The sequence below is a fragment of the Streptomyces sp. NPDC102441 genome (assembly GCF_044765585.1).
In the GTDB taxonomy this organism is placed as follows: domain Bacteria; phylum Actinomycetota; class Actinomycetes; order Streptomycetales; family Streptomycetaceae; genus Streptomyces.
In genome coordinates this window covers 398,846-422,750 of the sequence record NZ_JBIWKH010000006.1, presented here as the reverse complement: position 1 = coordinate 422,750, position 23,905 = coordinate 398,846, and the positions used below count along the sequence as shown (strand labels likewise).

The 23,905-nt window shown below is 68.4% G+C and carries 19 protein-coding genes and 1 tRNA gene; 10 read left to right on the top strand and 10 right to left on the bottom strand.

All coding sequences use genetic code 11. The annotated features are described in order from the left end of the window. The first annotated feature begins 148 nt into the window (after window positions 1-148). The 5 genes from ACIREO_RS16045 (at window position 149) to ACIREO_RS16025 (ending at window position 5,761) form a co-directional block, all read left to right on the top strand. Window positions 149-1,384, top strand: a complete 1,236-nt coding sequence (locus ACIREO_RS16045) for a branched-chain amino acid ABC transporter substrate-binding protein (RefSeq protein ID WP_404109735.1) — start codon at window positions 149-151, stop codon at window positions 1,382-1,384. A gap of 99 nt (window positions 1,385-1,483) precedes the next feature. Beyond that, the gene (locus ACIREO_RS16040; protein ID WP_389201344.1) at window positions 1,484-2,416 is read left to right on the top strand and encodes a branched-chain amino acid ABC transporter permease; all 933 of its coding nucleotides are present in this window, start codon (window positions 1,484-1,486) and stop codon (window positions 2,414-2,416) included. 5 nt (window positions 2,417-2,421) lie between these two features. Beyond that, complete coding sequence (locus ACIREO_RS16035) at window positions 2,422-4,155, top strand: branched-chain amino acid ABC transporter permease (protein ID WP_404109732.1); 1,734 nt, start codon at window positions 2,422-2,424, stop codon at window positions 4,153-4,155. Window positions 4,156-4,160: 5 nt separating this feature from the next. Next, window positions 4,161-5,048 (top strand): ABC transporter ATP-binding protein, encoded by an 888-nt coding sequence (locus ACIREO_RS16030; RefSeq protein ID WP_404109999.1) that lies wholly within the window; start codon window positions 4,161-4,163, stop codon window positions 5,046-5,048. Further along, on the top strand, window positions 5,045-5,761 hold the full coding sequence (locus ACIREO_RS16025; protein ID WP_389201346.1) for an ABC transporter ATP-binding protein: 717 nt from the start codon (window positions 5,045-5,047) through the stop codon (window positions 5,759-5,761). Before ACIREO_RS16030 ends, ACIREO_RS16025 begins: the two co-directional genes overlap by 4 nt. 72 nt (window positions 5,762-5,833) lie before the next feature. Here the strand turns inward: ACIREO_RS16025 and ACIREO_RS16020 are convergent, their stop codons facing one another. Then, window positions 5,834-6,490 carry a response regulator gene (locus tag ACIREO_RS16020; protein WP_351280279.1) on the bottom strand — a complete coding sequence of 219 codons (657 nt, stop codon included), beginning with the start codon at window positions 6,488-6,490 and terminating at the stop codon, window positions 5,834-5,836. A 100-nt stretch (window positions 6,491-6,590) separates the two neighbouring features. Here ACIREO_RS16020 and ACIREO_RS16015 point away from each other — a divergent pair. After that, window positions 6,591-6,663, top strand: a tRNA-Leu gene (locus ACIREO_RS16015). Between the two features lie 111 nt (window positions 6,664-6,774). Then, window positions 6,775-7,554, top strand: coding sequence for a helix-turn-helix domain-containing protein (locus ACIREO_RS16010; protein ID WP_404109728.1), 780 nt, complete (start codon window positions 6,775-6,777; stop codon window positions 7,552-7,554). Between the two features lie 6 nt (window positions 7,555-7,560). On the opposite strand, the gene pyk is transcribed toward ACIREO_RS16010, so the two are convergent. Then, on the bottom strand, window positions 7,561-8,994 hold the full coding sequence (pyk, locus tag ACIREO_RS16005; RefSeq protein WP_404109725.1) for a pyruvate kinase: 1,434 nt from the start codon (window positions 8,992-8,994) through the stop codon (window positions 7,561-7,563). 259 nt (window positions 8,995-9,253) lie between these two features. On the opposite strand from pyk, the gene ACIREO_RS16000 reads away from it, so the two are divergent. Beyond that, entirely contained in the window at window positions 9,254-11,065 is a 1,812-nt protein-coding gene (locus ACIREO_RS16000; RefSeq protein WP_404109723.1) for a bifunctional metallophosphatase/5'-nucleotidase, read from the top strand. Window positions 11,066-11,124: 59 nt separating this feature from the next. Here ACIREO_RS16000 and ACIREO_RS15995 read toward each other — a convergent pair whose 3' ends face one another. From ACIREO_RS15995 to ACIREO_RS15975, 5 genes are all read right to left on the bottom strand, one after another. Further along, a complete protein-coding gene (locus tag ACIREO_RS15995; RefSeq protein ID WP_404109720.1) occupies window positions 11,125-12,567 on the bottom strand; it encodes a lysine N(6)-hydroxylase/L-ornithine N(5)-oxygenase family protein in 1,443 nt (480 codons plus the stop codon). Further along, a complete protein-coding gene (locus tag ACIREO_RS15990) occupies window positions 12,564-13,964 on the bottom strand; it encodes a pyridoxal phosphate-dependent decarboxylase family protein (protein ID WP_404109717.1) in 1,401 nt (466 codons plus the stop codon). The genes ACIREO_RS15995 and ACIREO_RS15990 overlap by 4 nt, the downstream gene beginning before the upstream one ends. Window positions 13,965-14,237: 273 nt before the next feature. Next, the gene (gene pepN / locus ACIREO_RS15985; RefSeq protein WP_404109714.1) at window positions 14,238-16,850 is read right to left on the bottom strand and encodes an aminopeptidase N; all 2,613 of its coding nucleotides are present in this window, start codon (window positions 16,848-16,850) and stop codon (window positions 14,238-14,240) included. Window positions 16,851-17,099: 249 nt separating this feature from the next. Further along, complete coding sequence (locus ACIREO_RS15980; protein ID WP_404109711.1) at window positions 17,100-17,423, bottom strand: chorismate mutase; 324 nt, start codon at window positions 17,421-17,423, stop codon at window positions 17,100-17,102. Window positions 17,424-17,526: 103 nt separating this feature from the next. After that, the gene (locus ACIREO_RS15975) at window positions 17,527-18,300 is read right to left on the bottom strand and encodes a S1 family peptidase (protein ID WP_404109708.1); all 774 of its coding nucleotides are present in this window, start codon (window positions 18,298-18,300) and stop codon (window positions 17,527-17,529) included. Window positions 18,301-18,546: 246 nt separating this feature from the next. Between ACIREO_RS15975 and ACIREO_RS15970 the strand changes: the two genes are divergently transcribed. After that, a complete protein-coding gene (locus ACIREO_RS15970; protein ID WP_404109706.1) occupies window positions 18,547-19,455 on the top strand; it encodes a hypothetical protein in 909 nt (302 codons plus the stop codon). 38 nt (window positions 19,456-19,493) lie between these two features. Continuing rightward, complete coding sequence (locus ACIREO_RS15965) at window positions 19,494-20,594, top strand: ankyrin repeat domain-containing protein (protein WP_404109703.1); 1,101 nt, start codon at window positions 19,494-19,496, stop codon at window positions 20,592-20,594. Window positions 20,595-20,701: 107 nt separating this feature from the next. Here ACIREO_RS15965 and ACIREO_RS15960 read toward each other — a convergent pair whose 3' ends face one another. The 3 genes from ACIREO_RS15960 to ACIREO_RS15950 form a co-directional block, all read right to left on the bottom strand. Further along, window positions 20,702-22,357: a DEAD/DEAH box helicase gene (locus ACIREO_RS15960; protein WP_404109700.1), complete on the bottom strand. Its 1,656-nt coding sequence runs from the start codon at window positions 22,355-22,357 to the stop codon at window positions 20,702-20,704. Window positions 22,358-22,554: 197 nt separating this feature from the next. Beyond that, the gene (locus ACIREO_RS15955; RefSeq protein ID WP_015607926.1) at window positions 22,555-22,758 is read right to left on the bottom strand and encodes a cold-shock protein; all 204 of its coding nucleotides are present in this window, start codon (window positions 22,756-22,758) and stop codon (window positions 22,555-22,557) included. Between the two features lie 498 nt (window positions 22,759-23,256). Continuing rightward, window positions 23,257-23,772 (bottom strand): pyridoxamine 5'-phosphate oxidase family protein, encoded by a 516-nt coding sequence (locus ACIREO_RS15950; protein WP_404109697.1) that lies wholly within the window; start codon window positions 23,770-23,772, stop codon window positions 23,257-23,259. Between the last annotated feature and the right edge of the window lie 133 nt (window positions 23,773-23,905).

Below are 23,905 nucleotides of genomic sequence, written 5' to 3'. Positions count from 1 at the left end.
GTCCCGCACCCCCCCACCTGCCCTTAGAGTCACGGCCAGTCACCGCGCCGCCGGGCGTGTCTGCTGCACGGCCCTGTATCGACCAGTACAGCCCGGCGTAGTCACGGCACCTCATGCAGAGGAGGCCGCGCCAGGGAAAGGACCTTTCGTGCGACACCGTTCTTTGATCATCCTCACCACAGTGCTCACCACCGGTGCACTCACCCTCACCGCCTGCGGATCGCGCGACGACGACAGCAAGGGCAGCAACGACAGCGGCGGCAAGACCACCGTCGTCATCGGCGTCGACGCCCCGCTGACCGGATCCCTCTCGGCGCTCGGCCAGGGCATCAAGAACTCCGTGGACCTCGCGGCCAAGACCGCGAACAAGAACAACGAAGTCCCCGGCATCGAATTCAAGATCGAAGGCCTCGACGACCAGGCCGTCCCCGCCTCCGGACAGGCCAACGCCACCAAACTCGTCGGCAACAAGGACGTCCTCGGAGCCGTCGGCCCCCTGAACTCCGGCGTCGCCCAGTCCATGCAGGGCGTCTTCGAGAAGGCAGACCTCGCCCAGGTCTCCCCCGCCAACACCAACCCCGCCCTCAGCCAGGGCGACGACTGGGCCAAGGGCAACGGCAAGCGCGTCTTCAAGACCTACTTCCGCACCTGCGCCACCGACGTCGTCCAGGGCAAGTTCGCCGCCCAGTACCTCTTCAACGACGCCAAGAAGAAGAAGGTCTACGTCGTCGACGACAAGCAGACCTACGGCGCCGGCCTCGCCGCGATCTTCTCCGCGGAATTCAAGCGCCTCGGCGGCACCGTCGCCGGCACCGACCACGTCACCGTCAAGGAAACCGACTTCTCCAGCACCGCCGACAAGGTCAAGAGCTCCGGCGCCGACTCCGTCTACTACGGCGGCCAGTACCCCGAGGGCGGCCTCCTCTCCGACCAGATCAAGAAGACCGGCGCCAAGATCCCCACCATGGGCGGCGACGGCATCTACGACCCCGCCTTCATCAGCGCCTCCGGTGAGACCAACGACGGCGACTTCGCCACCTCCGTCGGCTACCCCGTCGAAGCCCTCCCGACCGCCAAGCAGTTCATCGCGGACTACAAGGCCGGCGGCTACAAGGACCCCTTCGCGGCATACGGCGGCTACTCCTACGACGCCGGATGGGCCATCATCCAGGCCGTCAAGGCCGTCGTCGCCGAGAACGACGGCAAGCTCCCCGAAGACGCCCGCGCCAAGGTCGTCGAGGCCATGGCCAAGGTCTCCTTCGACGGCGTGACCGGCAAGGTCTCCTTCGACGAGTTCGGTGACACCACCAACAAGCAGCTCACCGTCTACTCGGTCCAGAAGGGTGCCTGGAAGGACGTCAAGAGCGCCACGTTCGAGGACTGATCACCCGGCACACCCTCAGCACATACTCCTGACCGCGCGAGGGCGCAAACAGCGCCCTCGCGCGGTGTCATATCCGACAAGCTCATCGGAGGCACTGCGGTGAACGAACTGCCGCAACAGCTGGCCAACGGTCTCGCACTCGGCGCGCTCTATGGCCTCATAGCCATCGGGTACACCATGGTGTACGGCATCGTCCAGCTCATCAATTTCGCCCACGGCGAGATCTTCATGATCGGGGGCTTCGGCGCCCTCACCACCTACCTAGCACTCCCCAGCGGAACGTCGCTCATGGTGGTCATTCCCCTCATGATCATCGGCGGCGCAATCGCCTCCGTCGCCGTAGCCACAGCGGCAGAACGCTTCGCCTACCGCCCCCTGCGCGGCGCGCCCCGCCTGGCCCCGCTCATCACCGCGATCGGCCTCTCGATCGTCCTCCAGCAGCTTGTCTGGGGCTTCTACCCCGACGCGAAGAAGCCGCGCAGCTTCCCCGAGTTCCAGGGCGAGTCGTTCAAGATCTTCGACAACCTCTACCTCCAGCGCGCCGACGCCTTCATCCTCGTCCTCGCACCCCTCTGCATGCTCGCCCTCGGCATGTTCGTCGCCAAGAGCCGCAGCGGCCGCGCCATGCAAGCCACCGCACAGGACCCCGACACGGCCAAGCTCATGGGCATCAACACCGACCGCATCATCGTGATGGCCTTCGCCATCGGAGCCGCGTTCGCCGCCGTAGCAGCCGTCGCGTACGGACTCGACAAGGGCCAGATCAACTTCGAGATGGGCTTCCTCCTCGGACTCAAGGCCTTCACCGCCGCAGTACTCGGCGGCATCGGCAACATCTACGGAGCCATGGTCGGCGGAGTCGTCCTAGGCCTCGCCGAAGCCCTCTCCATCGCCTACATCGAAGAGATCCCCGGCATGCAACAGCTCGGCGGCGGCGCCTGGGCCAACGTCTGGGCATTCGTACTCCTCATCGTCGTCCTCCTCGTCAGGCCACAAGGCCTGCTCGGTGAGCGCGTCGCGGATCGGGCGTGAGAGCCATGACAACCGACACCACCACAACCACAGCCACCACCCCAACCGGCCCCGGCTCCCGGACCACCGGCCTGCGCCGCCTCACCGCCCTCGGCGGCATCGCGACCATCGCCGCCACCTTCATGTCCTGGACCTACACCGACGAGTTCCCCGGCGACCTCACCGTCTACGGCTACCCCGGCGGCCTCCAGGTCCTCACCCTCGCCGCAGGCGCCCTCGTACTCCTGTACGCACTCGCCGCCCTCGACATCCCCGGCCTCCGCTGGATCGCCCCCACCGGCACCACCAAGGCCCTCCGATTCCTCGCCCTCGGCGCCTTCGGAACCACCTGGTTCACCATCATCGCCATCGCCGTGGAACTCGGCGGCGTCGTCAACCTGGAACCCGGCGGCTACGTCGCAGCAGTGGCCTCCGCCATCCCGCTCGTCGCCCTCCTCCTCCCCGACGACACCCACAAGGCCTCACGCCCCAAGACACTCCCCTCCTGGGCAGAGATCCTCATCATCGTCGCCGCCTTCGGCATCGGCCTCTTCGTCGTCACCTACGGCATCGACACCGAATACGCCGAACTCTTCACCGGCTACATGATCACCGCAGGCTTCGCCGTCGGCGCCCTGTTCAAATCCGGCCTCATGGCCCGGCTCTCGGCACTCACCACCAAATACCGCCCCATCGCCGTAACCGCCGCCTTCATCGCCGCCGCAGCATTCCCCTTCACCCAGAGCACCGACCAGTTCACCCTCATCGCGGTCAACATCCTCATCTTCGCGACCGTCGCACTCGGACTGAACATCGTCGTCGGCCTCGCCGGACTCCTCGACCTCGGATACGTCGCCTTCCTCGGCGTCGGCGCCTACACCGCCGCACTCGTCTCAGGCACCACCGCATCCGCCTTCGACGTCCACTTCCCCTTCTGGGCAGCAGTCCTCACCGGAGCAGCCGTCTCCCTGATCTTCGGCGTCGTCATCGGAGCACCCACACTCCGCCTCCGCGGCGACTACCTCGCCATCGTCACCCTCGGCTTCGGCGAAATCTTCCGCATCACCGTCGGCAACCTCGACGGCGTCTCCGGACCCCAGATCACCAACGGCCCCAACGGCGTACCCAACATCCCCGACCTCGTCTTCTTCGGATACGACTTCGGCGAATCCCACACCATCCTCGGCTTCGAACTCGGCGGATACGCCAACTACTACCTGCTCATGCTGCTCGCGATGATCCTCGTCGTCCTCGTCTTCAGCCGCGCAGGCAGCTCCCGCATCGGCCGCGCCTGGGTCGCCATCCGCGAGGACGAGACCGCCGCCACCGCCATGGGCATCAACGGCTTCCGCGTCAAACTCATCGCCTTCGCCCTCGGCGCCACCCTCGCCGGCCTCGCCGGCACCGTCCAGGCCCACGTACAGAGCACCGTCGTCCCGGAGATGTACGTCTTCGCCGGCCCCGTGCCGCCCAACTCCGCCTTCCTCCTCGCCGCAGTCATCCTCGGCGGCATGGGAACCATCAGCGGACCCCTCATCGGCGCCACACTCCTGTACATGATCCCCGCGAAGCTGCAGTTCCTCCAGGACTACCAGCTCCTCGGCTTCGGCCTCGCACTCATCCTGCTGATGCGCTTCCGCCCCGAAGGCCTCATCGCCAACCGGCGCGCCCAGCTCGAATACCACGAGACAGGCCAACTCGACACACCCGAGGGCACCTTGCCCGGCTCCGGCGTCGGCACCGTGAAGGCGGGGGCGTGAACGACATGACGACCACCACCAACGAGACCACCCCGGTCCTGGACGCCTCCGGCGTCACCATGCGCTTCGGCGGCCTCACCGCCGTGCGCGACGTCGACCTCAAGGTCGACGCAGGCGAGATCGTGGGCCTCATCGGCCCCAACGGCGCAGGCAAGACCACCTTCTTCAACTGCCTCACCGGCCTCTACGTCCCCACCGAGGGCAAGGTCCGCTACAAAGGCACCGTCCTGCCACCCAAGCCCCACCTCGTCACCCAGGCAGGCATCGCCCGCACCTTCCAGAACATCCGGCTCTTCGCCAACATGACCGTCCTGGAGAACGTCCTCGTCGGACGCCACACCAGGACCAAGGAAGGCCTCTGGTCCGCACTCCTGCGCGGCCCCGGATTCAAGAAGGCCGAAGCCGCCTCCCACGCACGCGCCATGGAACTCCTCGAGTTCATCGGCCTGCAGGACAAGGCCGACCACCTCGCACGCAACCTCCCCTACGGAGACCAGCGCAAGCTGGAGATCGCGCGCGCCCTCGCCAGCGACCCCGGCCTCCTCCTCCTGGACGAGCCCACCGCAGGCATGAACCCGCAGGAAACCCGCGTCACCGAAGAACTCATCTTCGCCATCCGGGACATGGGCACCGCCGTACTCGTCATCGAGCACGACATGCGCTTCATCTTCAACCTCTGCGACCGCGTCGCCTGCCTCGTCCAGGGCGAGAAACTCGTCGAAGGCACACCCGCCGTCGTCCAGGGCGACGAACGCGTCGTCGCCGCCTACCTCGGCACCCCCTTCGAAGGGGACACCCCCGAGAAGACGGCCACCCCCGCAGCCGAGGCAGAAGCCGAGGAGACGGAAACCGCGGCAAAGGGCACCACCAGCACAGAAGGGGAAGGCCAGTGACCGCACTGCTCGAGGTCGAAGACCTCAGGGTCGCCTACGGCAAGATCGAAGCCGTCAAGGGAATCTCCTTCAGCGTCGAAGCCGGCCAGGTCGTCACCCTCATCGGCACCAACGGTGCGGGCAAGACCACCACCCTGCGCACCCTCTCCGGCCTCCTCAAGCCCTCCGGCGGCCGGATCCTCTTCGACGGGAAACCCCTCACCGGCATCCCCGCCCACAAGATCGTGGCACTCGGCCTCGCCCACTCCCCCGAGGGCCGCCACATCTTCCCCCGCCTCACCATCGCCGAGAACCTCCAGCTCGGCGCCTTCCTCCGCACCGACAAGGCAGGCATCGAAAAGGACGTCCAGCGCGCCTACGACCTCTTCCCCATCCTCGGGGAACGCCGAAAGCAGGCAGCCGGAACCCTCTCCGGAGGGGAGCAGCAGATGCTCGCCATGGGACGCGCACTCATGTCCCAGCCCAAACTGCTCATGCTCGACGAACCCTCCATGGGCCTCTCCCCGATCATGATGCAGAAGATCATGGAAACCATCGTCGAGCTCAAGGCGTCCGGCACCACGATCCTGCTCGTCGAGCAGAACGCCCAGGCCGCCCTCTCCCTCGCGGACCAGGGCCACGTCATGGAGGTCGGCAAGGTCGTCCTCTCCGGCACCGGAGCCGACCTCCTCCACGACGAGTCGGTCCGCAAGGCCTACCTCGGCGAGGACTGAGCACCGCCCGTACGGAAAGGGCCCGCCCCCGGATGTGTCCGGGAGCGGGCCCTTCTCGTACGTCCGTACCGGCTACTCGGCCGACTTCTTCTTCTCCTCGGCGTCCTCGATCAACGCCTCCGCGAGCTGCTGCATCGACATCCGGCGGTCCATCGACGTCTTCTGGATCCAGCGGAACGCCGCCGGCTCGGACAGCCCGTAATCCGTCTGCAGAATGCTCTTCGCCCGGTCCACCAGCTTCCGGGTCTCCAGCCGCTGCGAGAGATCCGCGATCTCGCTCTCCAGCGCCTTCAGCTCCGCGAACCGGGACACGGCCATCTCGATGGCCGGAACCACATCGCTCTTGCTGAACGGCTTCACGAGATACGCCATCGCACCGGCGTCCCGGGCCCGCTCGACCAGATCCCGCTGCGAGAACGCCGTCAGCATCAGGACCGGGGCGATGGACTCCTCGGTGATCTTCTCGGCGGCCGAGATCCCGTCGAGGACCGGCATCTTCACATCGAGGATCACGAGGTCCGGGCGGTGCTCCCGCGCCAGCTCGACGGCCTGCTGCCCGTCCCCGGCCTCGCCGACGACCGAGTAGCCCTCTTCCTCCAGCATCTCTTTGAGGTCGAGGCGGATCAGCGCCTCGTCCTCGGCGATGACGACGCGGGTCGTCAGCGGCGGGACGTGCGACTTGTCGTCGTCGACGGCGTCTACGGGCTGGGGCGACTCGGGGGTGGTCACGGGGCTCCTTGATCAAGACAGGGGTGCAGCTCCCAAGAGCCTACCTAGTTACGGTATGTTTGAGGCACGGAGGGTCTTCCGCATCCTTCGTTTCGAAGGAGCCCCGGTAGCCCAGCGGTAGAGGCCATGGATTCAAAACCCATACAGCGTCGGTTCGAATCCGACTCGGGGCACTTCTCCTTCATTTCCAAGGTTGGATCACCTATTGGCGATCTTCATCCTTGCCGGTGAACGCCCCTTCGAATCTGGCAGATGCCTGCGAAGGTCGCACAAGAATCCGTCGCATGGAACAGCACAATCCGTCGATACGCGACGAAGCACTCGCGCTCTTGCGGAGCGGGATCACCAATCGAGCAGCTTCCGAGCTTCTCAATGTTCCGCGCGGAACAATCGGCTGGTGGCTGTACGAGGACCGCAAAAGTCGCGGAGTCCAGTACACCCAGCCCACCGACTGTCCGGTCTGCATCGACCGCGATTTTGATCGCGTCGCCTACGCCTATCTGCTAGGGCTCTACCTGGGCGACGGCCACATCATCTCCAAGCCCAAGCAGCACCACCTGTCGATCTTCTGCGGGGACGACTGGCCCGGGCTGATCGACGAGGCTGAATCGGTGATGCGCAGGGTGATGCCCATGCCACGCACCGGGCGGCGACACAAGCGCGGATGCGTCGAGGTCAAGTCCTTCACCAAACACTGGACATGTCTCTTCCCGCAGCACGGCCCGGGCAAGAAGCATGAGCGCCCGATCATCCTCGAAGCCTGGCAGCAGGAGATCGTGGACGCTCATGCATGGGAATTCATCCGGGGACTCATCCACTCCGACGGCTGCCGGACCATGAATTGGACCACCCGCATGGTGGGTGGGATCCGAAAGCGGTACGAGTACCCCCGGTACTGGTTCACCAATGTCTCCGACGACATCCGTCGGCTGTACACCGACACTCTGGACAAGCTCGGTATCGAGTGGACGCACTGCACCCGCGCGGGCAAGGAGTACAACATCTCCGTAGCCCGACGCGCGTCCGTCGCCCTCATGGACGCTCACGTCGGGCCGAAGTACTGACGACCGTCACTGCGGGCTGTCGTCCTCGCCGATGTGGTGCACCCGCACCAGGTTCGTCGAGCCCGCGACTCCCGGCGGGGACCCGGCCGTGATGACCACGATGTCGCCCTTCTGGCACCGTCCGATCCGCAGCAGCTCCTCGTCCACCTGCGCCACCATCGCGTCCGTCGACTCCACGTGCGGCCCGAGGAACGCCTCGACGCCCCACGTCAGGTTCAGCTGCGCGCAGGTGCCCTGGTCCGGGGTGAAGGCGAGGAGCGGGATCGGGGAGCGGTAGCGGGAGAGGCGCTTGACGGTGTCGCCGCTCTGGGTGAAGGCCACCAGGAATTTGGCGCCGAGGAAGTCGCCCATCTCGGCTGCCGCGCGGGCGACCGCGCCGCCCTGGGTGCGGGGCTTGTTGCGGTCGGTGAGGGGCGGGAGGCCCTTGGCGAGGATGTCCTCCTCGGCCGCCTCGACGATGCGGGCCATGGTGCGGACGGTCTCGACGGGGTGTTTGCCGACGCTGGTCTCGCCGGAGAGCATCACGGCGTCCGTGCCGTCGATGACGGCGTTGGCGACGTCGGAGGCTTCGGCGCGGGTGGGGCGGGAGTTGTCGATCATCGATTCGAGCATCTGGGTGGCGACGATGACCGGCTTGGCGTTGCGCTTGGCGAGTTTGATGGCGCGCTTCTGGACGATCGGGACCTGTTCCAGGGGCATTTCGACGCCGAGGTCGCCGCGGGCGACCATGATGCCGTCGAATGCGGCGACGATGTCCTCGATGTTGTCGACGGCCTGGGGCTTCTCGACCTTGGCGATGACGGGGAGGCGGCGGTTCTCCTCGTCCATGATGCGGTGGACGTCGTCGATGTCGCGTCCGCTGCGTACGAAGGAGAGGGCGATGACGTCGGCGCCGGTGCGCAGGGCCCAGCGGAGGTCTTCGATGTCCTTCTCGGAGAGTGCGGGGACGGAGACGGCGACGCCGGGGAGGTTGAGTCCCTTGTGGTCGGAGACCATGCCGCCTTCGATGACGGTGGTGTGGACGCGGGGTCCGTCGACTTCGGTGACTTCGAGGGTGACGCGGCCGTCGTCGATGAGGATGCGTTCGCCGGCGGTGACGTCGGAGGCGAGGCCGTCGTAGGTGGTGCCGCAGGTGGTGCGGTCGCCTTCCTTGGGTTCGACGGTGATGGTGAAGTCGTCGCCGCGTTCAAGGAGTACGGGGCCTTCGGCGAAGCGGCCGAGGCGGATCTTCGGACCTTGAAGGTCGGCGAGGATTCCTACGCTGCGGCCGGTTTCTTCGGAGGCTTTGCGTACGCGGTGGTAGCGCTCTTCGTGTTCGGTGTAGGTGCCGTGGCTGAGGTTGAGGCGGGCGATGTCCATTCCCGCTTCGACGAGTGCTTTGATCTGCTCGTATGTGTCGGTTGCGGGTCCCAGGGTACAAACGATTTTTGCTCGGCGCATGGTTTGAGCCTAGACCTTACCTGCGGGTAGGTAATTGTCTCTGCATGACTGTCCAACAGCCTTTGGGTGAAGGGTTATTGACAACTGTTTAATTGTGCGGCGGGGTGCTCTGATGAGCATCGGGGAGGGCGCGTCCCGGTGGGGCCCGGAGGCGGGTGGGCTCCGCTGGTCACCAGATCGAAACCTGTTGGGGGTGTTGCGGGTGGGGGTGGCTGGGCCAGAATCTACGCGCGTTGTTCGCTCGAACGAGGAGTCAAGGATGCCGTTGAACCGTAGGACGTTTCTGGGCCGTTCGGCTGTCGCCGGTGCGGGTGTGGCGCTGGCGGGAGGGGTCGGTGCGGGGTCTGCGGCGGCCTCCGAGTCGAAGGGGCATGGTCATGGGCGTCCGCCGAAGCGCTACTCGTTCACGGTGATGGGGACGACGGACCTGCACGGCAATGTCTTCAACTGGGACTACTTCACGGACAAGGAGTTCGACGACTCGGCGCAGAACGATGTCGGTCTGGCGAAGATCTCGACGCTGGTGGATCAGATCCGTGAGGACCGGGGTCGCCGGAACACGTTGTTGATCGATGCGGGTGACACGATCCAGGGCACGCAGTTGTCGTACTACTACGCGAAGATCGATCCGATCACGGCGAAGCGTGGTCCTGTGCATCCGATGGCGCAGGCGATGAACAAGATCGGTTATGACGCGGCTGCGCTCGGGAATCATGAGTTCAACTACGGCATTCCGGTGTTGCGGAAGTTCGAGGAGCAGTGTGATTTTCCGCTGCTGGGTGCGAATGCGCTGGATGCGAAGACGTTGCGGCCGGCGTTCGCTCCGTATGTGATCAAGCGGGTGCGTACGCCGCATGGTCGTGATGTGCGGGTGGCGGTGCTGGGTTTGACGAATCCCGGTATCGCGATCTGGGACAAGGCGAATGTGGGCGGGAAGATGGTGTTCCCGGGGCTTGAGGAGCAGGCGGCGAAGTGGGTGCCGAAGCTTCGTTCGATGGGTGCGGATGTGGTGATCGTTTCGGCGCATTCGGGTTCGTCGGGTACGTCGTCGTACGGGGATCAGTTGCCGTATGTCGAGAATGCGGCGGGTCTGGTGGCGGAGCAGGTGCCGGGGATCGACGCGATTCTGGTGGGTCACGCGCACTCGGAGATTCCTGAGTATTTCGTGACGAACAAGGAGACGGGGAAGCAGGTTGTTCTCTCGGAGCCGTTGAAGTGGGGGCAGCGGCTGACGCTGTTCGATTTCGGTCTGGTGTGGGAGAAGGGCCGTTGGGTGGTCGAGAAGGTCGGTGCTTCGGTGCTGAACTCGAACACGGTGGAGGAGGATCCGCGGATCACGTCGTTGCTCGGGGATGAGCACCGAGAGGTGGTGGCGTATGTGAACCAGGTGATCGGTACGTCGGTGGTGGCGATGTCGACGGCGGAGGCGCCGTGGAAGGACGAGCCGGTCATCGATCTGATCAATCTGGTGCAGGCGGAGACGGTGAGGGAGGCGCTGGCGGGCGGGGAGTATGCGGCGTTGCCGGTGCTGTCGCAGGCGGCGTGTTTCTCGCGTACGGCGTCGATCCCTGCGGGTGAGGTGACGATCAAGGATGCTGCGGGGTTGTATCCGTTCGAGAACACGCTGGAGGCGCGGCTTCTGACGGGTGCGCAGCTGAAGGATTATCTGGAGTACTCGGTGAGGTACTACGTGCAGACGGCTGCGGGTGCGCCGGTGGATACGTCGAAGTTGACGAATGCGGAGGACATTCCGGATTACAACTATGACGTGGTGTCGGGTGTGACGTATGACGTCGATATCGCGAAGCCGGTGGGTTCGCGGATCGTGGGGTTGTCGTTCGAGGGGGCGCCGGTGGATCCGGCGGCGGAGTTCGTGTTCGCGGTGAACAACTATCGGGCGAGTGGTGGGGGCAACTTCCCGCATGTGCCTGGTGCGAAGCAGTTGTGGGCGAATTCGGATGAGATCCGGAACACGATCATCGGGTGGGTTCAGGCGAAGGGTTCGGTGGATCCTGCGGAGTTCGCTTCGGTGGACTGGCGTCTGACGCGGGATGGTGTGCCGGTGTTCTAGCTGCTGGTGGGTGTGTGGGGCGGCCGTTCTCCTTGGGGAGGGCGGCCGCTTTCGTGTGGTCAGCGGACCTGTCCGAGGGGGGTGAGGGGGGTGAGGGGGCTGCCTTGTCCGGGGACGGCGGGGTTGGTGTGGGGGGTGAGGCCGAAGGTGGTGAAGGCGGTGCGTTGTGGGAGGGGGTAGGGGGTGGTGCCGGTGAGGTTGTTGAGGATGGTGGCGCTGCGCCAGGCGGCGAGTCCGAGGTCGGGGGCGCCGACTCCGTGGGTGTGGCGTTCGGCGTTCTGTACGTAGATGTTGCCGGTGATGGCGGGGTCGAGGTCGAGGCGGAAGTCGGTGTGGATGCGGGGGCGTCCTTGGGTGTCGCGGCGGATGTGGGGGGTGATGCCGGTGAGGAGGGTGTCGAGGGGGCGTTCGCGGTAGCCGGTGGCGAGGACGACGGCGTCGGTGGTGAGGCGGCTTCGGGTGGCTTGCTGAGTGTGTTCGAGGTGGAGTTCGATGCGGGTGCCGCTGCCGGAGAGGCGGCCTGCGGTGCGGACTCTGACGCCGGGGGTGAGGGTGGCGTCGGGCCAGCCTCCGTGGAGGGTGCGGCGGTAGAGCTCGTCGTGGATGGCGGCGATGGTGTCGGTGTCGATGCCTTTGTGGAGTTGCCATTGCTGAGGGACGAGGGTGTCGCGTACGTGTTCGGGGAGTGCGTGGAAGTAGTGGGTGTAGTCGGGGGTGAAGTGTTCGAGGCCGAGTTTTGAGTACTCCATGGGGGCGAAGGCCTGGGTGCGGGCGAGCCAGTGGATCCTTTCGATGCCGTGGGGGCGGGCGCGGAGGAGGTCGAGGAAGATTTCGGCGCCTGACTGGCCGGAGCCGATGACGGTGATGTGGTCGGCGCGGAGGAGTTCTTCGCGGTGGTGGAGGTAGTCGGCGGAGTGGATGACGGGGACGCCGGGGGCTTCTGCGAGGGGGCGTAGGGGTTCGGGGATGAAGGGGGCGGTGCCGACGCCGAGGGCGATGTGGCGGGTGTGGGTGCGTCCGAGTGCTTGGGCTTCGCCGTCGGCGTCGAGTCGGGTGTGGTCGACCTCGAAGTGGGAGTGGTCGGGGTTCCAGCGGATGGCGTCGACCTGGTGGTTGAAGTGGATGGTGGGGAGTTGTTCGCTGACCCAGCGGCAGTAGGCGTCGTATTCGGCGCGGTGGATGTGGAACTGCTCGGCGAAGTAGAAGGGGTAGAGGCGGTCGCGGGTGCGGAGGTAGTTGAGGAAGGTCCAGGGGCTGGTGGGGTCGGCGAGGGTGGTGAGGTCGGCGAGGAAGGGGACTTGGAGGGTGGCGCCGTCGATGAGGAGGCCGGGGTGCCAGTGGAAGGCGGGGCGTTGTTCGTAGAAGGCGGTGGTGAGGGGGGTGGTGTCGGGGGTGGTGGGGATGCGGTCGGCGAGGGCGGCGAGGGAGAGGTTGAAGGGGCCGAGGCCGATGCCGATGAGGTCGTGGGTCCGGTGGCCTTCGGGGGTGGTCCGTTCGGTCATCGGGGGGTGCTGCCTTCCGTGGTGGCGCGGGTGTGGGTGTGGGTGACGAGGGTGAGGAGCTGCTGGAGGTCGTCGGGGGTGGTGTGGGGGTTGAGGAGGGTGGCTTTGAGCCAGAGGCGGTCGCCGGTTCGGGCGCGGCCGAGTACGGCGTGTCCTTGGTTGAGGAGGGTGCGGCGGATGGTGGCGACGGTGGTGTCGTCGGTGTGGGTGGGGCGGAAGAGGACGGTGCTGATGGTGGGGCGGTCGTAGAGCTCGAGTGCGGGGTCTTTTTCGATGAGGTCGGCGAGGTGGTGGGCGGTGGCGATGGTGCGGTCGATGAGGTCGGCGAGTCCGTCGCGGCCGAGTGCTTGGAGGGTGACGGCGATCTTGAGGGCGTCGGGTCGGCGGGTGGTGCGCAGGGAGCGGCCGAGGAGGTCGGGGAGGCCTGCGTCGGTGTCGTCGTCGGCGTTGAGGTAGGGGGCGTGGTGGTGGAGGGGGGTGAGGTCGTGGTGGTGGGGGACGGCGAGGATGCCGGCTGATGCGGGTTGCCAGCCGAGTTTGTGCAGGTCGAGGGTGACGCTGTGGGCGCGGTGGAGGCTGCGGAGGGTGTGGCGGTGGGTGGGGCTGAAGAGGAGGGGGCCGCCGTATGCCGCGTCGATGTGGAGGTCGGCGCCGTGGGTGGTGGTGAGGTCGGCGATGTCGGTGAGGGGGTCGATCTGGCCGGTGTCGGTGGTGCCTGCGGTGGCGGTGACGAGGAGGGGGCCGTCGTTGCGGATGAGGGCGTCGCGGAGTGCGGTGAGGTCCATGACGCCGGTGGGGGCTGGGATGACGACGGGTTGGGGGAGGCCGAGGAGCCAGGCGGCGCGGGTGATGCTGTGGTGGGCGTTGGCGGCGCAGATGGTCTGTACGGGGCCGTGGCGTTCGCGGGCGAGGAGGAGGGCGAGTTGGTTGGCTTCGGTGCCGCCGGTGGTGACGAGGGCGTCGGGGTCGGTGGTGTGGGGGTAGATCTCGGCGGCGAGTGCGGTGGTGAGGGCGGTTTCGAGGGCGGAGGCTGCGGGGGCCTGGTCCCAGGAGTCCATGGAGGGGTTGAGGGCTGATGCGGCGAGGTCGGCTGCGGCGGCGAGTGCGAGGGGTGGGGTGTGGAGGTGGGCGGCGCAGTGGGGGTGTGCGGGGTCGGCGGCGCCTTCGGTGAGTGCGGTGACGAGGGTGCGGAGGGCGTGGTGGGCGCCGGTTCCGTGGTCGGGGATGAGGGGGCCGGTGGCGTGGTGGAGTTTTTCTGTGACGGTGTCGGGGCCGCCGGCGGGGAGTGGGCCGTTGCGGCGGGTGGCGCCGTCGTGGAGTGCGGTGAGGACGGTGTCGATGAGGGGGCGCAGGTGGGCGGGGCCTGCGGTGCCTCCGGCGAGGGGCGGGGTGGGCATGGGTGGTGTGGTCCTTCGGGTGCGCGGGGGCGGTGGTGCCAGCTTGTCCGGATTGCGGAGGGTGCGGCCGAAGAGCCCAACGATCTCAACCCGAAAGGGGTACTGGGGCTCGGTGTGGGGGTGTTGGTGACCCAGGGGCTGGTATAAGCGTTCGTTGTTCGCATGACTGTGCCCGGCCTCTTCTGTGGGGGCCGGGCACGGTGTCGTGGGGGTCGGGGTGTGGCGTTACGGCGTGGTCGGGGTGTGGCGTTACGGCGTGGTCGGGGTGTTGCGTTACGGCGTGGTCGGGGTGTCGGTCCGGTGGGCGTCGCGTACGGCGAGGGCGCGGCGGACGTCGTCGAGCTGGTCGGTGAGTTTGCGGCGCAGGGCGGGGGTGAGTGCGGGGTCGGTGAGGGCCTGGTCGCCGAGGTGGATGCTGTCGGTGTCGATGGCGTGTACGGGGAAGGCGTGGCGTCCGGCGGCTTCGGCGATGGCGGGGCCGCGGCGTGCGGCGAGTGCGATGGCGTCGGGGTAGTAGCGGGCGGTGTAGGGGTGGAGGAGTTCGTTCTGTTCGGGCTGCCAGAAGCCCTGGGCGGTGGCTGTGAAGAGGTAGTTGGACAGGGTGTCGTCGGTGAACATCGCCTGCCAGGCGGCTGCTTTGGCTTCGGGGGTGGGGAGGGCGGCGCGGCAGCGGGCGGCGCCTTCCTGTCCGGTGGCGCTGGGGTCCTTGTCGAGTTCGTGGGCGATGGCGGTCTCGTCGGTGGCGCCGAGGACGGCGAGGCGGGTGAGGATGCGCCAGCGGAGTTCGGGGTCGAGTTCGGGTCCGCCGGGGACGGCGCCTTCGCGGAGCCAGTCCTGGATGGCGTCGGGCTGGGTGGCGGCGTCGATGAAGTGGCGTACGGCGGTGAGGCGGAGGCCGGGGTCGGGGCTGCCGGGTGTGGTGCCGGGGCTCTGTTCCCAGTCCTTGGCGGTGAGTCCTTCGGTGCGGCGGAGGAGGTCGCGGCAGAGGGAGGTGAGGGTGGCGAGGGCGGTGGGCCGGTCCTCGGGTGTGAGGTAGCGGTCGGCGATGTGGGTGGCGGCGAAGCCGAGGACGCCGTGGACGAGGGCGAGGTCGGTTTCGTAGGGGAGGTGGGTGCGGGCCGCGGTGAGGTGGACGGTGGGGTGGAGTGCGCTGTCGCGGACCATGTCGCGGGCGGTGTTCCAGATGACGGCGCGGGTGAGGGGGTCGGGGATGCCGGAGAGGTGGGTGAGGGCGGTGTTCCAGGAGTCGTGGTCGAGGCGGATCTTGGCGTAGGTGAGGTCGTTGTCGTTGAGGACGACGAGGTCGGGGCGGTGGCCGGGCTGGGTGGTGGGGGTGCCGTTCTGGGGGATGTCGAGTTCGAAACGGCTGCGGAGGGTGAGCTGGTCGGTGCCGGTCTGGGTGTCGAGGCTGTGGTCGTAGGTGCCGACGGTGATGCGGTGGGGGCGGGTGCCCGCGTGGTCGACGGTGAGGTTCCAGCTGTTGCCGGTGTTCTCGACGTGGGCTGTGAGGGTGTCGATGCCGGTGGTGCGGAGCCAGTCGGCGGCCCAGGTGTGGACGTCCCGGTCGGTGGCGGTGGCGAGGTTGTCGATGAAGTCGGCGAGGGTGGCGTTGCCGAATTTGTGCCGGGCGAAGTGGGTGTTGATGCCGGTGAGGAAGTCCTTTTCGCCGAGCCAGGCGACGAGTTGGCGGAGTGCGGATGCGCCCTTGGCGTAGGAGATGCCGTCGAAGTTGAGGAGGGCGGAGGCGGTGTCGGGGACGGCGTCGGGGTCCGGGGCGACGGGGTGGGTGGTGGGGCGTTGGTCCGCGTCGTAGCCCCAGCCCTTGCGGGAGACTCCGAATTCGACCCAGGTGTCGGGGTATGGGGTCTCCCCTGCTCGAACGGAGTTGAGAGCTTGGGGAAGGGTGGCTTCGGTGAGGGTCTGGTAGCCCATGTATTCGGCGAAGGACTCGTTGAGCCAGATGTCGTCCCACCATGTGAGGGTGACGAGGTCGCCGAACCACATGTGGGCCATTTCGTGGGCGATGACCATGGCGCGGGTCTGGCGTTCGGTGGCGGTGACGGCGGAGCGGTAGATGAATTCGTCGCGGAAGGTGACGAGTCCGGGGTTCTCCATGGCGCCGGCGTTGAATTCGGGGACGAAGGCCTGGTCGTAGGAGTCGAAGGGGTAGGGCTCGTCGAATTTGTCGTGGTAGCGGTCGTAGCAGGCGCGGGTGATGCCGAAGATTTCGTCGGCGTCGGCGTCCAGGTGGGGGGCGAGGGAGCGGCGGCAGTGGATGCCGAAGGGGAGGCCGGCGTGGTGGGTGGTGACGGAGTGCCAGGGGCCGGCGGCGACGGCGACGAGGTAGGTGGAGATGGGTGGGGTGGGGGCGATGGTCCAGTGGCCTTCGGTGGCCTGGGTGGTGGTGCCGTTGCCGAGGACGGTCCAGCCGGTGGGTGCGGTGACGGTGAGGTCGAACACGGATTTGAGGTCGGGCTGGTCGAAGGCGGGGAAGACGCGTTGGACGTCTTCCATGAAGAGCTGGGTGTAGACGTAGGTTTCGCCGTCGGCCGGGTCGGTGAAGCGGTGCATGCCTTCGCCGGTGCGGGAGTAGCGCATGGTGGCGTCGGCGGTGAGTTCGTGGGGGCCGGCGGTGAGGCCGTCCAGGGGGTAGCGGTTCTCGTCGAGTCGCTCGGGGTCGAGGGCCTGTCCGTCGAGGCTGAGTGAGCGCAGGGTTGCCGGCTTGATCTCGACGAAGGTGTCCCCGGCCGTGTGGGCGGTGAACCGGATGACCGTCCGGGAGTGGAAGGTCTCCTCGCCCGTGGTGAGGTCGAGGTCGACGGTGTACCGGTGTACGTCGAGGAGCTGGGCGCGGGTCTGCGCTTCGTTGCGCGTCAGTACGGACATGGCGCCCATGCTGCCGTACGGGTGCGGGGCTGTGCAGTGGCGTTCTCACAGGGCTGACGGGCGGCGGGGGGGGCCTGCGCGGGGCCGTCCGGCCTTGGTCAGGGCTGTCGGGCGTCAGGACTGTCGCGAGGTGCCCTGGGCGTCAGGGCTGTCGCGAGGTGCCCTGGGCGTCAGGACTGTCGCGAGGTGCCAGGGGGCGTACGGGTGCGGCCCCGGGGTCCGTGGGTCGGTCCGGGGCCGGTGGTGGGGTCAGGCTTCGGGGGTGGTGGTTTTCTCGGCGATGCGCTCGTGGTGGCGGATGACCTCGGCCACGATGAAGTTCAGGAGCTTCTCGGCGAAGGCGGGATCCAGCCTGGCGCTCTCGGCGAGCTGCCGCAGCCGGGCGATCTGGCGGGCCTCGCGGGCGGGGTCGGCGGGCGGCAGGTGGTGTTCGGCCTTGAGGTGGCCCACCTGCTGGGTGGCCTTGAAACGCTCGGCGAGCATGTGGACGACTGCGGCATCGATGTTGTCGATGCTCTCGCGCAGCCGGTTCAGTTCGGCGGTGACGTACTCGTCGATGTTGCTCTTGGTCATGGTCAGCGAGCTTAGACGCACCGGCTGGGGGGTGGTGGACACGGCCCTGGCCCCTGGGGCGCCCGTCGGGACGGGCGCCCCAGGGGCGCTCGGACGAGCCGGGTCAGAGGTTCGAGGCCGCGGAGGCGATGTCCGACGCGAAGGTCGAGACCTCGGTGTACACGCCGGGGTAGCCGGCGCGGGCGCAGCCCTGGCCCCAGCTGACGATGCCGACCTGGATCCAGTCTCCGGCGTCGTCCTTGCGGAACATGGGTCCGCCGGAGTCACCCTGGCAGCTGTCCACGCCGCCTTCGTCCACGTATCCGGCGCAGAGTTCCTCGCCGGGGACGAGTTCGCCGTCATAGGCGTCCTGGCAGACGGAGTCGGAGACGTACGGCACGGACGCCTTGAGGAGGTAGCGCTCCTGGTCGCCGCCCTCGGTGGCGGCGCCCCAGCCCGCGACGGTGAAGGTGCCCGTGTTGTACGCGGTGGTGGTGGCGATCTTCAGGGTGGGCTGGTCGATGGGCTCGGCGAGCTTGATCAGCGCCCAGTCCTTGCCCGTTCCGTCGTAGCCGGGGGCCTGGAGAACCTTGGTGGACCTGACGGTGACCGCGCTGCCGGACTCCAGGTCGACGGTGCCGCCGGTGGCGGTGATCGAGTTGTCGTTGCCGGAGCCGTCCACGCAGTGTGCGGCGGTCAGCACGATGTCCTGGGCGTAGAGCGCGCCGCCGCAGCCCATGGAGAGCCGGACCATGAAGGGGAATTCGCCCTGGGCGGCGCGGGTCCCGCCGACTATGGGGGCGGGGGTGGCGGAGGCACTGGGCTGAAGGCTCAGGCCGGCAAGGGCCACCGCGGCTATGACGGAACATCTTTTGAGCGTGCGCAGAAGCTGCTTCACAGGAGTGTCTGCTTTCGTGTGGGGGGGGTGTTGGTGCAGGCGTGCGGGCGTGCGTGTCCTGGTCAGGGGCGTCGACCGATACACTTTTCGCCATGCCCGCGACAAGAACGATCCGATTATCGGGAAGTGATCACCGCTGACACAAGGCAGGGTTTCCGGCCAAGATCATTTGTCGTCCCCCGGCCGGATTCCGGCGGATCGGCCTAGAGTGAAGGTCCGTTGGGCGCCGTTGATGGGGGTTGGGACGTGAGCGACGGCAGCAACGCCGGCGGTGGTCCGGTCGTCCATGGGTTCCCGCATCTCGACGCGGTCAGGTCCGCGATCACCGCGCTCTACCGGCGGGTCTCCCCCGACGGTGTGCGCGCCTACGCGACGAGCCTCGCCCCGGCCGACGTCGCCTTCTCCGACGTGGACGACCTGTATCCGGGTGCCCAGCGGGTGGCCGGCGCCCTGGTGCAGCACCTGCGTCTGCCGCAGGCCCGTATCGTCGTGGGCTTCCGGCGGATGGAGCACGCCGCGAGCGTCGAACTCGCCGCCGGACCCGAGTACTTCATCGAGCTCAACGACCGATTCCGTACGCACCGCAGGGACATCGGGGCCGCTCTGGCGCACGAGATCACCCATGTGCTGCTGCACCGGCTGGGGCTGGAGCTCCCCGGCACCCGCGACAACGAGATCCTGACGGACACGGTGACGGCCTATCTCGGCGCCGGCTGGCTGCTGCTGGACGCCTTCCGTCAGGACGCGCTCTCCAGTCAGAAGCTCGGCTATCTCACTCCCGAGGAGTTCGGGTACGTACTCGCCAAGCGTGCGCTGGTCTTCGACGAGGACCCGTCCGTCTGGTTCACCAGCCCCCAGGCGTACACGGCGTACACCAAGGGACGGGCCGAGGCCCTGCGTGACCTGCAGCGGCCGCCGCTGACGGCCGCCGGGTGGGCGGGCAGACGCCGTTACGCCAAGGACCGCCGTCACGCCGGGGACCACCCGGGCGCCGCCCCCGACCCGTCCGTCACGTACGCCTTCGAGGGCGGGGCGGACGGTCTCCGGGTCTCCTTCGCCTGCCCCACGTGCCACCAGCGCGTCCGGGTCCCGGTCAGGGGCCGGACCCGGGCCCGGTGCGGCCTGTGCCGCACGGTCCTGGAGTGCGACACCTGAGAAACCGTCCCGGACCGGGGTGGTCGTAGGGTCGGTGTATGACGAATGGTCCGGTTGGGGGTGCGAGGCCCCTCTTCGAGGCGTTGTACGACGATGAGAACGCCGTCGTACGCGCGCTCCGTGCGGGCTCGTCCGCCGAGTCGAGCGACGAGGAGGGGACGACCGCGCTGTATCTGGCGTCCGTGCAGGACCTGCCGGGCGCGGTCCGGCTGCTCCTGGCCGCGGGCGCGGACCCGAACCGGGCGAGCGGTCAGGACGCGGGTGATCTGCCGCTGTGCGGGGCGGCCTGCGGCGGGCATGCCGAGGTCGTCGGTGCGCTCCTGTCCGCGGGCGCCGAACCGGATCTGATCGAGGAGTTCGGCTTCACCGCGCTGCGCTGGGCGGCGGGCCTCGGTCACGCCCGGGTCGCGGAGACCCTCCTGGCCCACGGCGCCGACCCGGACCTGCCCGGCCCGCAGGGTGAGGCGCCGCTGGTCGTCGCTGCCCGGCGGGGATCGGTGCACACCGTACGGGCCCTGCTCAGGCACGGCGCCCGTGACCTGTCCCCCGCGCTGGAGGAGGCCAGGCGCATGCTCACGCAGGACGTGGAGCGGGAGCTGCGTGACGCGCTGCGCCGCATGTACGGGGACGGGGGCCACGGGAGTGTGGTGCGCCGTGCACCGGTGGACGGCGGGGTGACCGTCACGGTCGAACTGCTGCGGGGCGGGGAGCCGTTCGCCTCGCAGGACCTGCAGACGGGTCACGGGGCGATCGCGACGCTCCTGGAGGGCGAGCTGGGTCTGCGGTCCCCGTTCGAGGAGCTGGCCGTCCGGGCGCTGCGGGAAGGAGATCCCGGGCTGGACAACTGGCTGGTGGCGGCCGAGGCGCTGTGGCTGCGCGGCGACGAGGAGACGTTCCAGGCGGCGGCCGCCTGGACGGCGAGCGAGGATCCGCTGCTGCAGACGTTCGGCGTGGATGTGCTGGCGCGGCTCGGATTCGGCACCGGCGGAAGGCCGTTCGCCGACCGGGCGGTTCCGCTGCTGCGGGAGCTGGCCCGGACCGCGGCCCCGGCGCCGGCCGGTGCGGCCGCGCGGGCGCTGGTCCTGTACGAGGGTGAGCCCGGGGACAGCGGCCGGGCGGAGGATGAGCCAGGGGACTGAGGCCGGGCGCGAGGGAACCTGGCAGCGGGGCCCGACACGGGAACGCCCGGGGAACAGAGCCGGGGGCGGGTGCGGTGGCCGGCGGGACCGGTCACCGCACCCTGCGGTTACGCTGCCCGGCGGCCACGGCTGGGAGCACTGCCGCGCCCCGTGCCGCCCGCCCTGCCCGCGCCGGCGGAACGCGCGGATCCGCCCGCACCACCGGCGCCGCCACGTGCACCGCCGCCCGCGCCACCGCGGGCCGCGCCGCCGGCGCCGCCCTGTGCGGCGCCCGAGCCCGTGCCCGTGCCGCCGCGTCGGCCTCGGCCCCGGCTGCCCGCGCGGAAGGACCCGCCGGCCGCCGTGCCGGAGCCCTGGCTCCCGCCGCGCGTACTCGGCTTGGGCTGCGCCTGCTGCGGCACCTCGATGACAATCGCGACGCCGGACGGCTCACGGGCCCCCGTGATCCGGCTGAGCTCCTCGTCGCCGGACTTGATCCGGGTGGTGCGCGGCGCGATGCCCGCGTCCTGCATCAGCCGGGTCATCTCGCGCTTCTCCTCGGGCAGCACGAGGGTGACGACGCTGCCGGACTCCCCGGCGCGTGCCGTGCGCCCGCCGCGGTGGAGGTAGTCCTTGTGGTCGGTCGGCGGGTCCACGTTGACGACGAGGTCGAGGTCGTCGATGTGGATGCCCCGGGCCGCCACGTTCGTCGCGACGAGTGCGGTGATCTGGCCGTTCTTGAACTGGTCCAGGGTCCGGTTGCGCTGCGGCTGGGACCGGCCGCCGTGCAGGGCCGCCGCCCGCACGCCGCTGGCGAGGAGCCGCTTGGCGAAGCGGTCGGCGGCACGCTTGGTGTCGACGAACATGATCACCCGGCCCTCGCGGGCGGCGATCTTCGTGGCGACGGCCTTCTTGTCCGTCTCGTCCAGGACGTGGAGCACGTGGTGCTCCATCGTGGTGACCGCACCGGCGGACGGGTCGACCGAGTGCACGACCGGGTCGGTGAGGAACATCTTGACCAGCCGGTCGATGTTCTTGTCGAGGGTCGCGGAGAACAGCATCCGCTGCCCGTCCGGCTCGACCTGCTTGAGCAGGGCGACGACCTGCGGCATGAAGCCCATGTCGGCCATCTGGTCGGCCTCGTCGAGGACGGTGATCGCGACCTGGTCGAGCCGGCAGTCGCGGCGCTCGATGAGGTCCTTGAGCCGGCCCGGCGTGGCGACGAGCACCTCGGCGCCGCGGCGCAGCGCGCCGGACTGCCTGCTGATCGACATGCCACCGACGACGGTGGCGACGCGCAGGTTCACGGAGGTGGCGTACGGCGTCAGCGCGTCGGTGACCTGCTGGGCGAGCTCACGGGTGGGGACGAGGACGAGCGCCAGCGGAGCGTGCGGCTCGGAGCGACGTCCCGCGGTGCGGGCGAGCAGCGCCAGGCCGAAGGCCAGGGTCTTGCCCGAGCCGGTCCGGCCACGGCCGAGGATGTCCCGGCCGGCCAGCGAGTTCGGCAGGGTGGCGCCCTGGATGGGGAAGGGGTCGGTCATGCCCTGTGCGGCGAGGGTCTTCAGCAGCGCGGCGGGCATGTCCAGCTCGGCGAACGCGTCGACGGCGGGCAGCGCGGGCGTGAGGGTCTCCGGCAGGGCGAACTCGCCGCCCTGGGCGGGCGCGGGCCTGCGGCGGGCCGGTGCCTTGCCGGATCCTCGGGTGTTCGCCTGCGGCCGGTCGGTACCGCGGCCCCTTATCGGGCGGTTGCGGGCGGGTCGGTCCTGGCGTTCGGAGCGGGTCATACGGAATTGCCCTCCTGGGGGATTCCTGGGGTTACTGCCGACTGCTGTGGACTGCTTGATGTGCGCCCCAGGATGCAAGCACAGAGCAGATGTCCCGATTGCGGAACCGAACCGGGAAAGGATGAGTCGGAAACAGCACAAACCGGGGCCCGCACCTTCACGGTGCGGGCCCCGGTTGCGAGGTACGCGTCCGGCAATTAGGCCGGGACGATGTTCTCCGCCTGCGGGCCCTTCTGGCCCTGCGTGACGTCGAAGGAGACCTTCTGGCCCTCCTGGAGCTCACGGAAGCCCTGGGTGGCGATGTTCGAGTAGTGGGCGAAGACGTCGGCGCCGCCGCCGTCCTGCTCGATGAAGCCGAAGCCCTTTTCCGAGTTGAACCACTTCACGGTTCCAGTAGCCATGTCATTCTCCTAAAAGAGGTGCAGTGCCGGAAATCCGCACTTTACGAATTCCAAGTCGCCGCATTGAGCCCCATCCGGAGAAAGCCGGAAAACAATAAAGCGCCTGAGGAGGGTTCCCGTCAGGCGCACATAAAGTTCATGGGTACCAAAACTGCAACTCGACAACCGTAGCACGTTCTGTCGGCGGGAGGCAGGTCACTCCGCCCCGGCGCGTCGAAAGATCCGCTGACCAGCAGGGGGGCGGGGACCGTTCATGACGGGTTCCGGAATCGTTCCCGGACGCTTCCTGGCCCGTTCCCCCAAGGACAGGGCGCCCTCCGGCGGACGGCGGAAGACGCCGTTCCGGCGGGCGGTCCGTGAAGGGCCGGGCGCCCTCGTCCGGGAGCCGGATTCACCTGGATGCCGTATCGGCTCGCTTCGGGCCCGTGCGTCGCCCGGCAGCCGGGCCCCGCGGAAGGGGTTACGCCGAACGGGTAGCCCGCCCCGTGGTGAGCCGTGTCAGCCCTCTCGTACCGGACTGTCGTCGTTGCCCCTGCGCAAGGTGCGCGAGGGGCGGCCGGGGCGCCAGACCTGTACGACGATGTCGTCGCCGTCGATCCCGGTGCGGACCACCTCGGTGGGGTCGGCGCGGAAGAGGAGGAAGGGCTCCGGCGGCACCGCCTCCTGGACGAAGCGGGCCAGCAAGGCGGTGTCGGTGATCTCCACGGCCTGCCCCGAGATGCGTACGTCCCCGTCGGCCATCTCCGCGTCCGGCCCCGGATTGGCGTGGATGGCGAAGCGCGGGTCCCGTCGCAGGTCCAGCGCCTTGCGGGAGTTCGGCATCATGCCGAGCCACAGGGCGCCCATACGGAAGTCCGCCTCCAGGCCGGTGACCCGGGGTGAGCCGTCCGCGCGCAGGGTCGCGAGGACGTGGTGCTTGTACTGCTCGAACCGTTTCCGCACGGTGTCGGCGAAGACGGGTTCCGCCGTGTGGAAGTCCTGCCACGAAGTGGGTGTCGATGTCATGGGCGCCATGGAACCCCGTAATCAGGACATCCTCTGTCGTGTTTCCCGCTACGTCACCGGATCGGGCTCCCGGCAGCCCCCGGCACCCAGGTGTGCCGGGCTTCACCCGCGTTCGCTATCTTGAGCGCCGCCGCCCCCTGCG